Raw genomic sequence first — 13,664 nt, 5'->3', positions numbered from 1 at the left:
GCGCCATGCGCCTGGGTCGAGTCGCCGCCATTACGCTGCGCCAGTTCTATCTCTTGCGTGAGAGTCCCGCGCGCGTGCTGCCCCTGTTCGCGTGGGTGGCCCTCGACATGGTGCCGTGGGGGGGCATCGGCCGCTGTCTCAACCGCGTCACCGCGGCGGGCTTCAACTTCGTGCCGGTGCTGCTGGCGCGGTGCTCCTCAGCGAGTTCTTCACCCGCGTGATGCAGGAGGGGGCGATGGCCTTCTTCGAGGACGTCGGGTCGCGCAACACCCTCAACTTCTTCGCCACGCCGCTGTCCATCGCCGAGTACGTCACGGGCATGGTGACGTCGAGCATCGCGACCGGCTCCGTGGGGCTCGTCGTGACGTGGGTGTTGACGACGGCGGGCTTCGGGTTGTCCTTCTCCGCCTACGGGCTGGCGCTGTTGCCGTTCCTGCTCAGCTTGTTCTTGTCTGGCATCGCGCTCGGCGTGTTCGGAAGTGCGCGGGTGCTGCGGTTCGGGCCCGCGTCGGAGTGGTTCGTGTGGCCCAGCCCGAGCCTGCTGTCTCCGTTCGCCGGGGTGTCTCATCCGGTGTCCACGTTGCCGCACTGGACGCAGGCCATCTCGCGGGTGCTGCCGCCGTCGTATGTGTTCGAGGGCATGCGCACCATCCTCGCGGGCGAGGCGTTCCCCGCGTCGTCGCTGGTGTGGGGCACGGGGCTCGCGGTGCGGCACATCCTGCTCGCGTGTGGTTCTTCACGCGCGTCTGCCAGCACGCGGTGCGCACGAGGCTGATTGCTCGATACCGCGCGGAAAGTTTGAGCTGAGCGCGGCGTTCGGTCCGCCCGCGGGTCATGGGTCGCTGCCCGCAAGGCGACGGGAGGCCGCTGACTTTCCGTTCCTCGCGGCAAGCGCCGTTGCGGGCGCACGGGATACGCACTCCCGCCGCGTCTCGCGCAGGGGATCGCACCTGAGACGACGTTGAGACTGTCAGCGCGGATCCGTACCGTGTCTCGCAGATGACGCGTTGGCTCCCGCTCGCTCTGCCGTTGTTCATCGCCGCGTGTTCCGCTCCTGCTCCCGATGCTCCTGCCGTTTCGGGTGCTTCCTCCTCGAGAGGAGGCCCCGACTCGCGTTCTGAACGCGAGGCCGCGACGGAGGCGAGACTCCGAGAGGAGAGACCGTCCTCCGCGAACGGGGACACGGAGGCGTCTGGTGCTCCGAGCCTGAATGAACCGCATGCACCCGCTGCGGAAGAAGCCCAGGCGGTTGCAGAAGCGCATGGGCCATCGCCCTCGGATTCACCTGTCGTGGCTGGCGCATCGCCGGCCTCGGGTGGAGCGCTTCCGGCCGCGGACCCATCTGGTGTGCCACACGCGACAGAGGGGGAGGCCAACACACAGGATGCGCTGCGTGCGGGCACGGACGTGGGGGGAGCCTTCGCGGCTCCGCACACGATGGGGCACGACACGGCTGCGGCTCCTTCGCGCGGAACAGCTGCTGCTCCGAGCGGTACGGCTGGTATTGCTCCGAGCGGCACTGCTGACTTGCTGTCCACGTGGCGCCGCACGGATCCGCAGGCTGAATCCGGGCGGCCTCGGGGCGAGCCTCCTCCCGTGGTCGATCTCGCCTCCGAGCCGCAGGGCACACACGCAGGCGCGGAGGAACTGTCCCTCAGCGCGGGCCCTCACGCTTCTGGCGCGTCCCGCTCCGAGCAGGAGGAAGCCCTTCCTGGTGAGGACACCCCCGTCGTCATCACCGAGGACGATGTCCCCATCCTGCCGCTGGGCCCGGACGGCGAGCCCCTCGTGGACGCCGAGGCGCCAGTCGATTCCGAGGTCCCTGTGTTGGAGCCCGAGCCTCGCGTGACCTCAGTGGGCGCGGACGCGGGCGTGGTGGTCATCGCGTACGCCCCGGATGCAGGCTCGCTGCGGGTTCGCCGCTCCATCGCGGTTCGCTCGGAGCCTCGGCAGAGTTCGGAGCCGCTGGGCACGGTGGCTCAGGACATGCGCGTGCGTTGGAAGGGCGCCATGCGCGGACCCGACTGCGAGGCGTGGGTGGAGATTGAGCCCCAAGGCTGGGTCTGCGAGCGCTATCTGGAGCCGAACTTCCGCGAGCCCCGCGTGCGCGAGCTGCCCCGCGTCCTGGATGGTGAATTGACGCCCGGCATCTATGCGCGCGTGGTGGGCCACCGCGTGCGCGCGTACCCGAGCCTCGCGCTGGCGCGCGCGCGTCGCAAAGGCGTGCTCCTCAAGGGCTCGGTGACCGTGAAGCTGAGCGGACAGGTGAAGGTCGGACGGCGCACGTTCTGGCGCACCACCGATGGCCGCTACTTCGAGGCGCGCGCGCTGCGCGAGTATCGGCCCTCGGACTTCAGCGGGCTCGACGCGGATATGCTGTCCGAGCTGCCCAACCCGTTCGCCTGGGCCCAGTCTCGCACCACGCCTCGCGCCGCCGTGGAGGTCCGCCGGGCTCCCGATGCGCACGCTCCGCGCGCCACGGTGCTCCCGCCGCGCACGCTGGTGGCCGTCCATGAGCTGTCCGCCGATGGCCGCTGGGTGCGCATCGCCGACGGATACTGGGTGGCGCGCGATGACCTGCACGTCGCCTGGTATCTGCCGGCTCCGCCGCAAGTGGAGCCCGGCGAGCGCTGGCTGGACGTGGACCTGGATGCGCAGGTGCTCGTGGCCTACGAGGGCGAGCGGCCCGTCTACGCGACGCTCGTCTCGTCCGGAGCCCCGGGCACCGACACCCCCGAGGGCCTCTATCGCATCTGGGTCAAGTTCGCCGAGGCCGACATGCGCGGCCGCACGGGCATGGCCTCGTACACGGTGGCCACGGTGCCGTGGACCATGTTCTTCCAGGGGGACTTCGCGCTGCACACCGCCTACTGGCATGACCGCTTCGGCGAGCCGGTGAGCCACGGCTGCATCAACCTGGCGCCCAAGGACGCGCGGGCCCTCTACGCGTGGACCGCCCCGGAGGTACCCCTGGGCTGGTCCATGGTCCATGCGACGCATGACGTCCCAGGCTCGTGGGTGCGCATTCGCGGGCAGTCGCGCGTCGTGGCCCGGCCCGGCCGCAAGGTGTCCGTCGCGGTGAACACCCGCTGAGCTGGCACGGAGACGGCCCCCCATGGCTTGCTCGGATTAGAGTGAGCCCATGCCCCCCATCTCCACGCTCCTGGTGTTCCTCGCCGCGACGCTCACCCTCAACGTCACGCCGGGGCCGGACATGCTCTATGTCCTCGCGCGCTCCGCCAGCGAGGGACGCAAGGCGGGCTTCGTCTCCGCGCTCGGCATCGCGGTGGGCTGTCTGGTGCACACGTTCGCCATCGCGGCGGGCCTGTCCGGCATGTTGATGGCGGTGCCGCTCGCCTTCGAGGTCGTGAAGTACGCCGGCGCCGCGTACCTCGTGTTCCTCGGGCTCAAGGCCCTGCTGAGCAAGGCCCCCGCCACGCTCCAGGCGCCTGTCGTGGAGCGCGCGCGCATGGGCGCCATCTTCCGCCAGGGCATCGTCACCAATGTGCTGAACCCGAAGGTGGCGCTGTTCTTCCTCGCCTTCCTGCCGCAGTTCGTGGACCCGTCGCGCGGGGCGGTGACGGGGCAGTTCGTGCTGCTCGGCGTGCTGTTCAACGTGTCAGGCACGCTGGTGCTCGCGTGCGTGGCGTGGGCGGCGAGCGGGGCGGGGCGGTGGACGAAGCAGCGGCTCGGCGGCGCGCCGTGGTTCCAGCGCGCCACCGGCGCCGTGTTCGTGGGCCTGGGGCTGCGGCTCGCGCTGCTGGAGCGCAAGTAGCCGCGCGCCTTCAGCCGCCGAGCACCGACACGGTGACACGCCGCCGGTGGGGCGACGTGCGGTGCTCCCAGACGTAGACGCCCTGCCAGGTGCCCAGGTCCGCCGCGCCGTGCTTCACCGGCACGGTGAGGGAGCTGTGCGTCAGCACCGTGCGGATGTGCGCGGCCATGTCGTCCGGCCCCTCCGCGTCATGCTGGAACAGTGGATCCCCATCCCGCACGAGCCGCGAGCAGAAGGCCTCCAGGTCGCGGCGCACGTCCGGGTCCGCGTTCTCGCAGAGCACGAGCGACGCGCTGGTGTGATGCAGGAACACGGTGCACAGGCCCTGCTTCGCGCCGCTCTCGCGCACCGCCTCCTGCACGTCGCGGGTGATGTCCACGAAGTCGCGACCCCGGGTGGACACCGTCAGCTCCCTCGCGTGGTACATGCGCGCCTCCCGCGTCGGTCCGCCCGCTACAGCCGCGCCACGAGGAAGGCCGCCAGTCGCTCCATCTCCTCGGACGCAATCGTGTGGGGCCCGTCGAAAGGTAGGAACTCCACCGCCAGGCCGGACTCCACCAGCAGGTCGCGCAGCCGCTCGGCTTCCTGGAAGGGCAGCACGGGGTCGTAGCGGCCATGGGCCTGGAACACGGGGAGCCCCTTGCGCGCGGCGGCGCGAGTCCGCCACTCCGGCTCGGCGGTGAGCGTGCCGGAGAGGATGCTCAAGCCCGCGGGCGCCTCTTCCAGCCGCAGCGAGACGTCCGTCGTCACCATGGCGCCCTGGCTGAAGCCCCCCAGCACGATGCGGCCGTAGGGGAGTTTCGTCGCGGCGGACAGCGCGGACACGGTGTTCATCACGGCGCGGCGCGCGGCCGGCATGCCCGGAGGCACTTCCTGCGTGAAGCGCGTCCAGTCCCGCTGCTGCCCCATGAGCAACTCGGGCGGCAGGTGGAACCACGCGCGCCCCGCGGGCATGCCGAACTCGGCGAGCGTCAGCGGGGCGGCGGGGAACACGAAGCGGACGGACTCGGCGAGCCGAGGCGCCAGCGAGGCCAGCTCCGGCGCCAGCGCGACCAGGTCCGTCCCCGGCGCGCCGAAGCCATGACACAGGACGACGGCCAGCGAGGGCATGGCGCCCTCGGGCAGCGCATCCACCACGTGGCAGTCCAGGTCACCGAGCCGCGTCGAGACCTGCCGCATGCGCAGGTTCGTCACGGCTGCGAGTCGCTCACCTGGATGGACTGGATGACCACCGGCTCCGCGGGCTTGTCCTGCGCGTCGCGCGGCACGTTGGAGATCTTCTCCACCACCTCGTAGCCCTTCACCACCTCACCGAAGATGGTGTGGCGGCCGTTGAGGTACGCGGGCGTGGAGGTGGTGATGAAGAACTGGCTGCCGTTCGTCCGCGGGCCCGCGTTGGCCATGGCCAGGATGCCCGGCTTGTCGAACGAGTGGCTGCCCTGGAACTCGTCCTCGAACCGGTAGCCCGGGCTGCCGCGGCCGGTGCCGGTGGGGTCACCGCCCTGAATCATGAAGCCGGGGATGACGCGGTGGAAGGTGAGGCCGTTGTACAGCGGGCGCCCCTCCACGCGCTGGCCCGTGGCCGGGTCAATCCATGGCTGCTCACCGCTGGCGAGGCCCACGAAGTTGGACACCGTCTTGGGCGCGTCCTTGGAGAACAGCCGCACGACGATGGGGCCCTGATTCGTCGTCAGGGTCGCGAAGAGCTCCTGACCGTCCAGGGCCTTCTTCTGCCAGCCCTTGGCGGTGGCGGCGTCGGTGTTCAACTCCACGCTCTGCGGCGTGGTCGTCGTGGAACTCTTGCCGCCGGACTGTCCTTCCTTCTCCTTGGAGCAGGCGGTCAGTGCGAGGCAGAGGAAACCCAGGGTCAGGAGGCGAGTGCGCATGGCGCGCGCATCCTATTCCGCTTTGAGGTCGCGCGCGGCGTGGAATGCGAGGCGGCCCGTCCCTTCGTTCCCGATGGAACGAAGCGGGCGCCGCCGCGCGAGGGCCCGGGCAAAGACAGACACCGCCGGTGATAGCCAGACACCCCGAGTCACCGCGTGGGGCGCGTGACAAACCGTCTCAGGCGGCTTTCTTCATGCTCAGGTTGGGGTCCTGGGCATCCGCCTGCGCGAAGAACTCCCAGTCCAGCACCATGCCGATGCCGCCCTTGTCGTTGTAGAAGGCGATGGGGCCGTGCGCGGTGAAGAGGATGAGCGAGTCCTCGATGGCCGTGGTGGCCTCGTGCTCCACGCCAATGGGCTCGTACAGGTAGTCGCCCGTGCGCGTCAGCCCCTGCCTGTCCCGGGTGAGTCCCTGGAGCATGAAGATCTCCGCGGCGCCCAGGTGCTTGTGCGGAGCGAAGACGGCGCCTGCCTCCATCTTCAGCATCACGGTCCACACCCCCGTCTCCGCGCTCACCCTCAGCAGCCGGTACGCCGTTCCCGGGCCCAGCGGCTTCCACGGGAGCTCCGAGCTGTGCACCAGGACATCCATCATCTGCCTGTTGGCCATGACAGCCTCCTTGGTTGACCGTCGTGTTGCTACAACCATTCTAACGCCCCAAACAGAAAACCTTGCAAGTTCGGTCAACACGGAATGTGTCGGTGTTTCACGTCAGGCTTCAATCAAAGACACGGGGCAGAAGATTTCACGCACGCTGTCCGTCGCGTGATGACGCGGGTCGCATTTTCTCATGCGGTAGCAGGGGAACCCGTGGGGTGCGTGTGACTGAGCGAGCGGGCGAGCGAAAGTGGTCCTGCCTTCCGCGCGGAAGTGGACCTTTTGAGGAGACCACTTCGCCGCGATAGTGCCGCGCGTTCGTCGCTCGCCCCACGCCGTGAGGAGTCCACCATGCGCCCCGCCGCCCCGAGTCACACGCCCCACTTCTCCTTCGTGCTGGAGACCCCCGCGGCCTCGCCGGAGGCCGCGCGCGAGCACTTCCTGGCCAGGCTGTCGGTGGAGACGGACGCGGCCGACCTGAAGCTGGACCTGGAGCGCGGGTGCAAGGGCTTCGTCGTGGTGGATACCCGCTCCCCCGAGGCCTACGCGCGCCGACACATTCCGGGCGCCCTGAATCTGCCGACGCGCACGCTCTCGGCCGAGACGACGGCGGCGCTGTCCAGGGACGAGGTCATCGTCGTGTACTGCTGGAGCCCGGGGTGCAATGGCGCCACGCGGGCCGCCGTGCGTCTGACCGCGCTGGGCTTCCGCGTGAAGGAGTTGCTGGGCGGCATCGAGTATTGGGTGAAGGAGGGCTTCCCCACCGAGGGCGCGCTGCCCCGCGGCGTCCCGGTGTTCGGCATGCAGGGCGAGGTGTAGCGGCTTGCCCCGGCTCGGGCCCAGGACACGTTAGGCTCGCGAGACATGCCACGCGGCGCATCTCCCTCGTCCTTCCTTCCGTCGCTCCAGGGGTTGCGCCACGAACAGGGCCCCCTGCACCGGCAGCTCTACGAGCGGCTTCGGGAGGCCATCCTCACGGGCGGCCTTCCTCCGCGCGGACGCTTGCCCTCCACGCGCGCGCTGGCGGAGCGACTGGGGTTGTCTCGCAACACGGTGGAGCAGGCCTTCGCGCAGCTGGATGCGGAGGGACTGTTGGAGCGGCGCGTGGGCTCGGGCTCGGTGGTGGCGCTGCCCGAGCGCGCCCGTCCGCCGCATGGCGCGACTCGTGTGGCCTCGCGCCGCCCGGTGCCGCCGCCCGTGTTGAAGGGCCGGGCCCGGCGCGTGTCCGAGCTGCTGTTGCCGGAGCAGCCCGCCGACCTGCTCCCGCTGACCCCGTGCATGCCCGCGTTGGAGGCGTTCCCCTTGTCGCTCTGGCGGCGCTCGCTCCAGCGTCAGGGGCGAAGCCAGGGCGCGCGGCTGCTGGCCTATGGGGACGAGGCGGGCTGGCGTCCCTTGCGCGAGGCCGTGGCCTCGTACGTGGCGGCGTCTCGCGGGGTGCGTTGCGGATGGCGTCAGGTGCTCATCGTCTCCAGCACACAACAGGCGTTGGACCTGGTGGCGCGCCTGTTGTTGGAGGACGGCGACGCGGTGTGGCTGGAGGAGCCGGGCTATCTGGGCGCGCGCGCCGTGTTCTCATGGGCGGGCGCGCGGCTCATTCCCGTCCCGGTGGATGACGAGGGGCTGTGTGTGGAGCACGGCGTCTCGCGCGCGCCCGACGCCCGGCTGGCGTACGTGACGCCGTCCTATCAATACCCGTTGGGCCTCACGATGAGCCTGCCGCGTCGGCTGGCGCTCCTCGACTGGGCGCGGCGCGCGGGCGCGTGGGTGGTGGAGGACGACTACGACAGCGAGTTCCGCTACACGTCGCGTCCGCTCTCCGCCATGCAGGGGCTGGATGACGCGGGGCGCGTGCTGTACGTGGGCACCTTCAACAAGGTGATGTTTCCCTCGCTGCGGCTGGCGTACCTGGTGTTGCCCGAGGCGCTCGTGGAGCCCTTCCGTCGCGCGAAGGCCCTGACGGATGGACACACGGCGCCGCTCACCCAGGCGGCCATGGCGGACTTCATGGAGCGCGGCCACTTCACCGCGCATGTGCGGCGCATGCGCGGGCTCTACGCCGAGCGCCGCGAGGCCTTGCTGGAGGGGCTTCGTCGATTGGCCTCGGAGCGGCTGCGGCCGGTGGGGTCGGCCGACGCGGGGATGCATGTCTCCGTGACGCTGGCGGGGCGCGAGGACGATGTGGCGCTCGTCGCGCGCGCGGCCCGGCGTGGGTTGGATCCGCGGCCCTTGTCCATTCACTACCTCGGGCCTCGGCGGACGCGAGGCCTCGTGCTGGGCTTCTCGGGCGTGGAGACCGCCGCGCTGCGGACCGCCGTGGCCGCGCTCGCGTCGGTGCGCTGAGTCACAGGCGCGAGGTGTCCGCGGGCTGCCCCAGGAGGAGGCTCCCCAACAGCTCCATCGTGGCGGGCGCGACCATGGCGTGTTGCGTGGCCGTGTGGATGTCTCGGAAGCAGCGCTGGAGCGGGCTGGCGCGGAACACCGCGGTGCCTCCCGCGGCCTCGTACATCCGGTCCACCACGCGCGCGGCGCTCCGGGTGGCGTGCGTGAGCGAGAGTCGCAGCTCCGCGCGGGTGCGCACGGAGACCTCCTGTCGCGTGGCCTCGTCAAAGGCCGCGTGGAGGGTCTCGAGCACGAACGCGCGGGCCGCGCGCAGGGTGGCCTCCGCGTCCGCCACGGCCTCTTGCGCGGCGGGGCGCGCGGCCAGCAATCGCCGCTCGGCCAGGAGGGTCTTCCGCGACGCGAGCGCCACGAGTTCGTCGATGGCACGGCGCGCGATGCCCAGCGCGACGGCGGGGATGCCCAGCGCGAGCATTCCGAACACGGGGAAGCGGAACAGCGGGCGCTCCACGGTGGGGCGCCCGCTCATCAGCGAGAGGCCGTGGGACTCGGGCACGAAGACCTCCTTCACCGCCATGTCTCCGCTGCCCGTGCCGCACAGCCCCGAGGCGAACCAGGTGTCGTGCAGCGCCACCTGCCTGGCGGGGAAGAAGAGCAGCCGGGTCTCCGGCATGCCGTTGGCCTGCATGCGCGGCGCGCCTCCCTCCATCAGCACCACGCCGCCCACGAGCCAGTCGCTGTGTTGGCTGCCGCTCGCCCAGGTCCAATGTCCCGTGGCGCGGTAGCCGCCCTCGACGCGCTCGGCGTGGCCCAGGGGCGCGGCGACGCCGCCGACGATGACGTCCGGGGTGGCGAAGACTTCGCGCGCGGCTGGCTCGGGCAGCCAGCCTGAGGTCACCGCCGTCGCCGCGCCAATCATCCCGCACCAACCCGTGGAGCCGTCCGCGCGCGCGAGCGTCTCCAGCGCCTCGAACAGCCGCGCGGGGTGCAGCTCCAGTCCGCCATACGCCTCGGGGATGACCGCGCGGAAGAGGCCGGTGTCCGCCAGCGCGCGCACGAGATCCTTGGGCAGCGTTCGCGCCGCCTCGATTTCGTCCGAGCGCGCGGCCACGTGAGGCGCGAGGGCTTGGACATGGGACAGCAGCGTCGAGGCAGTGGGCCGCTCGCGGGCAGGGCTCGTCATGCGCGGGAGCCTAGAAGGTCGGTCCGCCGGATTGCCATGAGGCCACGGCGACACCCGACCGGAGGTGCCTCATCGCGAGATGACCTCTGCGGGGGGCTCCTGCGCGTCCACCGTGACGATGACGATGTCGCGGCGACGGATGAGCGAGACCAGCTCACCGGGCGCGGGCACCCTCGCGGCGTGCGTCTCTCCCGCGCCCTCGGGGAGGAACAGCGCCTGGCCCTCCTCCAGGTAGAGGACGGGGACGTGGGCGCCGAGCGACGCCGCATGGTCGGGCGTGAAGACGCGCACGGCCCCGCGTGAGGTGGGCGCTGGGATGTCCCGTGTCTTCACGGCTCGGCGTGCGCTGCGCGCGGGCTCACGCAGCAGGCGCGGCAGGTGCGGCTCGATGAATCCGAGGGTCAGCAGCATCAGCGGGATGAGAAGGCGCATGACGCTCCTTCGCGCCCGGCGACGGGGCCGGGCGCGTGGAAGAGGAGGGAGAGAGGGCAGGGACCGTCAGGGGACGCGGGTGACGTCACACCGGCCAGAGGCATCGCGTGCCAGGTCCTCGGCCAGGGACCGCAGCAGTGTCTTCGACATGGGCGAGCGTGCCTCACCCTCGTCCGGGTCCTGGGTGAGCCACTCGGCGACGCGGCCCAGGCTCGCGGCGGTCACCACATGGAGGCGGACGTTGATCCGCACCACCCAGCGCTCATCGGTAGCGGGGGCGGTCTCCAGAGACCAGGCCACGCGCTCCAACTCCAGTGGCTCCGTGCCCGAGGCGAGCGGTCGCCCGTCCAGGACGTAGCCGCCGCGCGTGAAGGCGAGCACCTGCGTGAGCACGGCGCCCTCCACCCGCGTGTCGAACCAGAGCGCGCGTTTGCGCAGGAGCGTGAGCTCCACCTCCAGCTTGCCGGCGAGCCCCAGTTTCACCAGGCGCTCCAGCTCCGATGACATGAACGCGAAGGCCTGTGACTTCACCAGCACGCGCCGCCCGGACACCGTCGCGACGCAGGCGACGTGAGGCTCGTCCGCGCGCGCATTGGACGCGAGCAGTCCCGTCGCGGCCACCCACGCCGCGCCGAGCCACCGCCCGGTCCGGTTGACGTGACGTCGCATGGGCCTCAGAAGGTCCGCTCGAAGAACAGGCGGGCTTCGGGTGTGGCCGAGGCCTGGTCGTCCGTGCGCCACGCGACGTCGAAGCGCACGCCCTCTCCGAAGTGGAAGCTGCCGCCCGCGCCCAGCCGCGCATCCGCCCAGCCCTCGGTGGAGTGCACCGAGCCCACGTCCGCGAAGAGGCCGAACGCGTGCCAGCGGTACTCGCAAGTGCCAAGCACCGACACGTCGCCGCGGAACTCCTTGAAGCCGTAGCCGCGCAGCGCCGTCCAGCCGCCCAGGGCCTCCTGCTTCTGGAGGGGCAGGGCATGACCGCCCGCCACGCGTGCACGCAGTTGGAGGCCCGAGTGCCATCCCGTGGGAAGCTCCGCCGTCGCGTCCGCCACGAGCTTCCAGAAGCGGGCATCCGCCCCGTCCTCGTTCGGGCCGTGGCCCACCTCCAGCGTGACGAGGCTGCGCAGCGCGAGCCGGCGGTCATCGTCCGAGTCCAACTGGAACAGCGACGTCTCCGGCGTGCGGAAGAGTGAGCCCACCTTCGTCGAGGCCTTCGCCTCGCTGGCGTACTCCAGGCGCGCCACCACGGACTCGAAGCGGCCCTCGCTGATCGGCGAGTTGGTGAAGGGCGCCGAGTCGCGACGGAACAGACTCAAGGGCGGCGCGAAGGACTGCATCGACTCGTAGCGGTCGTTGCGGTACTCGACGCCGACGAGCGCGGTGTCCGTCCAGCGGACCGTGGCGAAGGCCGCGAGGCCCTTGCGTCGGAAGTACTCTCGGTCCGGCCGGTTGATGAGGAACGAGTACAGCGCCGAGTCGATGTCGCTCATGCGCCAGCGGTCGGACGTGTCCGTGAAGTCATGCGCCTGCACGCCGAGCTCCGCCACGGCGGCCGAGGGGATCTGCGCCTTCAGTCCCGCCAACAGGTTCAGCCTGCGCTGGCGGCGCGTGCCCTCGGGATCATCCGGAATCTCCTGGTGCCGCAGGCGCAGCGGCACGAAGAGCGCCGCGTCCACCGTGGGGTTCACCCGGTTGCGCGGGTCCCAGGCGCGAAGCTGCGTCGTCACGCCGGGCGCGAAGCCCGTCACCTGCGTGTGGACCGGCAGCGGGCGGAGCCGCAGCGACACGGGGCGCGGACGCAGATAGACGACGAGCTTGCGGCCCTCCAGCGAGAGGCCCTCCGTGTCCCAGTCCCACGCGCCCTCTCCGAAGTAGCGCGTCCAGGTCCACTCGGGGTCCGGTGACTCTTGGGTGTGGCGTCGCGGCGGCTCCTCGGCGATGGCCGCGTGGTAGCGCCAGCCTCCCTCGGGGACGGGTTCCTCGGTGACTCGGACCTCGCCCTTGGGGTCCAGGCCGTCATCGCCCACGTCCTGCAGCCTGAGGAAGGGCAGCCGTGACTCCAGGCGGCGGGCCGCGCGGCGTGCGTCGCTGCGCAGGAAGACATCGCCCTTGTTCAATCCGAGGGCTTCGCGCACCTGCGCCGCGGTGTCCGCGTCCACGCCCCGCACGTCCACCTCTTCCAGCCGGCCCTCATCCACCTGCACGCGCAAGCGGCCCTGGGCATCGAGGTCCGCGGTGAGGTCCGCGAGCAGGTAGCCCTCGTCGCGCAGCTCGCGCAGCGCGTGCTCCAGGGCGCGCGGCACTCCGCCGAGCATGATGCCGGGATGGAAGACGCCGCGCTCCACGCGAGCGAGCCACGCCGCGGGAGGCTCGCTGGACGGGCACGGACGCGACACGGACAAGGTGCCCCGCGCGCCATGGACGCGAAGGGTGGCCACGAAGCCTGACGGGCGCTCCTCGTCGTTCTCGTCCTCGTCCTCGTTGTCCGTGTCTTCGTCGCGGAGGTCCGCGGTGCGGAAGAAGAGCGAGTCCATCAGCTCGCGGGCCTGCACGTCCTGAAGACCCGCGAAGGTGACGCGGGTGATGAGCGGGTTCTCCTCCAGCGTGACGTCGAGCACCGTGGGCGCGCCCTCCGCCATCTGCACGCGAGGCTCCACGCGCGCGAAGAGGCCCGTGCGAGCCAGCCGATGCAGCAGCACATCCGCCTGCCGCGCATCGACCGCGCCCTCATCGGGGATGCCCACGAGCGAGCGCACCTGGCCCGCGTCGAGGCGCTGAAGTCCATGCAGCTCGATGCGGCCGACATCATGCGCGCGGCCATCGATGCTCAGCCGCAGCGGCGCGAGGACGGAAGGGGTCCCCGTGTCGTCCGAATCGTCCCAGTCCGACTCGGGGCAGCGATGCCGGCTCGCTGAGCCACGAACGGAGAAAGACAGGGTCGCGCCCCTCTGGTCCTCGCGAGCACGCGCCGTGGAGAACTCCACTTCGGCGCGAGTGGCCGGGTCCTCCGCGCGCATGGCCGGAGCGTTTGCTGGCGTCTCGGGAGGTGCGGACGCGTCGGAGGGTTGCGCCTCGGGTCGCGGAGTGGCTTGCGCCTGGGTGTGGGGGGGCGCGGGCTGCGCGGGGGCCAGGGGGGGCGCGCTCGGCTGGGATTGCGCGGTGGCCGTGAACGAGAGGAGTGAGAGCAGCAGCGCGGTGCGTTTCATGCGCGACAGGGAGAGCACGGTCCGTTCCAACAGGAGGCTCGAGGCAAGTGCCCGAAAGGATTGGCCGCAGTTTGCCAGCGAGATGTCACGGTCACATCCGGATGTTCCAGCGCGATGTGAGTTCCACATCGGACGTCCGTGGGGAGCGGAGGTGCCTCGGTGCGTCATCATGGCCCTTTCCTCGTGCCGCCATCACACACGGGCGGCGGACAACGCCGGGATGCAGTGGATGTCCGAGCGCGCTGAG

The 13,664-nt window shown here is 71.0% G+C and carries 12 protein-coding genes and 1 pseudogene; 5 read left to right on the top strand and 8 right to left on the bottom strand.

The genetic code is table 11. The annotated features are described in order from the left end of the window. Positions 1-5 precede the first annotated feature (5 nt). From KRR26_RS37870 to KRR26_RS25870, 3 genes and pseudogenes are all read left to right on the top strand, one after another. Positions 6-807, top strand: a pseudogene (locus tag KRR26_RS37870) (ABC transporter permease). Positions 808-1,596: 789 nt separating this feature from the next. Next, entirely contained in the window at positions 1,597-3,093 is a 1,497-nt protein-coding gene (locus tag KRR26_RS25875) for a L,D-transpeptidase family protein (RefSeq protein ID WP_233577447.1), read from the top strand. Positions 3,094-3,142: 49 nt separating this feature from the next. Beyond that, positions 3,143-3,775, top strand: coding sequence for a LysE family translocator (locus KRR26_RS25870; protein ID WP_120210055.1), 633 nt, complete (start codon positions 3,143-3,145; stop codon positions 3,773-3,775). A 10-nt stretch (positions 3,776-3,785) separates the two neighbouring features. Here KRR26_RS25870 and KRR26_RS25865 read toward each other — a convergent pair whose 3' ends face one another. From KRR26_RS25865 to KRR26_RS25850, 4 genes are all read right to left on the bottom strand, one after another. Beyond that, a complete protein-coding gene (locus tag KRR26_RS25865) occupies positions 3,786-4,202 on the bottom strand; it encodes a secondary thiamine-phosphate synthase enzyme YjbQ (RefSeq protein WP_217081119.1) in 417 nt (138 codons plus the stop codon). Positions 4,203-4,228: 26 nt separating this feature from the next. Beyond that, on the bottom strand, positions 4,229-4,954 hold the full coding sequence (locus KRR26_RS25860) for an alpha/beta hydrolase (protein ID WP_199723940.1): 726 nt from the start codon (positions 4,952-4,954) through the stop codon (positions 4,229-4,231). A gap of 11 nt (positions 4,955-4,965) precedes the next feature. Then, positions 4,966-5,661 carry a peptidylprolyl isomerase gene (locus KRR26_RS25855; RefSeq protein WP_217081118.1) on the bottom strand — a complete coding sequence of 232 codons (696 nt, stop codon included), beginning with the start codon at positions 5,659-5,661 and terminating at the stop codon, positions 4,966-4,968. A 178-nt stretch (positions 5,662-5,839) separates the two neighbouring features. Beyond that, the gene (locus tag KRR26_RS25850) at positions 5,840-6,271 is read right to left on the bottom strand and encodes a 2,4'-dihydroxyacetophenone dioxygenase family protein (protein WP_158611570.1); all 432 of its coding nucleotides are present in this window, start codon (positions 6,269-6,271) and stop codon (positions 5,840-5,842) included. Positions 6,272-6,610: 339 nt separating this feature from the next. On the opposite strand from KRR26_RS25850, the gene KRR26_RS25845 reads away from it, so the two are divergent. Then, entirely contained in the window at positions 6,611-7,078 is a 468-nt protein-coding gene (locus KRR26_RS25845) for a rhodanese-like domain-containing protein (RefSeq protein WP_217081117.1), read from the top strand. Positions 7,079-7,123: 45 nt separating this feature from the next. Further along, on the top strand, positions 7,124-8,599 hold the full coding sequence (gene pdxR, locus KRR26_RS25840) for a MocR-like pyridoxine biosynthesis transcription factor PdxR (protein ID WP_217081116.1): 1,476 nt from the start codon (positions 7,124-7,126) through the stop codon (positions 8,597-8,599). A gap of 1 nt (position 8,600) precedes the next feature. On the opposite strand, the gene KRR26_RS25835 is transcribed toward pdxR, so the two are convergent. The 4 genes from KRR26_RS25835 to KRR26_RS25820 form a co-directional block, all read right to left on the bottom strand. Further along, on the bottom strand, positions 8,601-9,779 hold the full coding sequence (locus KRR26_RS25835) for an acyl-CoA dehydrogenase family protein (RefSeq protein ID WP_120210061.1): 1,179 nt from the start codon (positions 9,777-9,779) through the stop codon (positions 8,601-8,603). Between the two features lie 69 nt (positions 9,780-9,848). Continuing rightward, positions 9,849-10,211: a hypothetical protein gene (locus tag KRR26_RS25830; RefSeq protein WP_236069192.1), complete on the bottom strand. Its 363-nt coding sequence runs from the start codon at positions 10,209-10,211 to the stop codon at positions 9,849-9,851. A 66-nt stretch (positions 10,212-10,277) separates the two neighbouring features. Further along, entirely contained in the window at positions 10,278-10,880 is a 603-nt protein-coding gene (locus tag KRR26_RS25825; protein WP_217081115.1) for a hypothetical protein, read from the bottom strand. A gap of 5 nt (positions 10,881-10,885) precedes the next feature. After that, entirely contained in the window at positions 10,886-13,435 is a 2,550-nt protein-coding gene (locus KRR26_RS25820) for a BamA/TamA family outer membrane protein (protein ID WP_328707214.1), read from the bottom strand. Positions 13,436-13,664: the final 229 nt, after the last annotated feature.

The sequence above is a fragment of the Citreicoccus inhibens genome (genome assembly GCF_019039035.1).
Taxonomy (GTDB): Bacteria; Myxococcota; Myxococcia; order Myxococcales; family Myxococcaceae; genus Citreicoccus; species Citreicoccus inhibens.
Note: the sequence above shows the minus strand (reverse complement) of the source record. Positions and strands in the feature narration are given on the sequence as shown.

What these genes read in the sequence shown, in the direction of transcription:
- KRR26_RS25825 (WP_217081115.1), bottom strand. Translation starts at nt 10,880, where the DNA reads ATGCGACGTCACGTCAACCGGACCGGGCGGTGGCTCGGCGCGGCGTGG.
- KRR26_RS25835 (WP_120210061.1), bottom strand. Translation starts at nt 9,779, where the DNA reads ATGACGAGCCCTGCCCGCGAGCGGCCCACTGCCTCGACGCTGCTGTCC.
- KRR26_RS25860 (WP_199723940.1), bottom strand. Translation starts at nt 4,954, where the DNA reads ATGCGGCAGGTCTCGACGCGGCTCGGTGACCTGGACTGCCACGTGGTG.
- KRR26_RS25855 (WP_217081118.1), bottom strand. Translation starts at nt 5,661, where the DNA reads ATGCGCACTCGCCTCCTGACCCTGGGTTTCCTCTGCCTCGCACTGACC.
- KRR26_RS25870 (WP_120210055.1), top strand. Translation starts at nt 3,143, where the DNA reads ATGCCCCCCATCTCCACGCTCCTGGTGTTCCTCGCCGCGACGCTCACC.
- KRR26_RS25865 (WP_217081119.1), bottom strand. Translation starts at nt 4,202, where the DNA reads ATGTACCACGCGAGGGAGCTGACGGTGTCCACCCGGGGTCGCGACTTC.
- KRR26_RS25845 (WP_217081117.1), top strand. Translation starts at nt 6,611, where the DNA reads ATGCGCCCCGCCGCCCCGAGTCACACGCCCCACTTCTCCTTCGTGCTG.
- pdxR (WP_217081116.1), top strand. Translation starts at nt 7,124, where the DNA reads ATGCCACGCGGCGCATCTCCCTCGTCCTTCCTTCCGTCGCTCCAGGGG.
- KRR26_RS25850 (WP_158611570.1), bottom strand. Translation starts at nt 6,271, where the DNA reads ATGGCCAACAGGCAGATGATGGATGTCCTGGTGCACAGCTCGGAGCTC.
- KRR26_RS25830 (WP_236069192.1), bottom strand. Translation starts at nt 10,211, where the DNA reads ATGCGCCTTCTCATCCCGCTGATGCTGCTGACCCTCGGATTCATCGAG.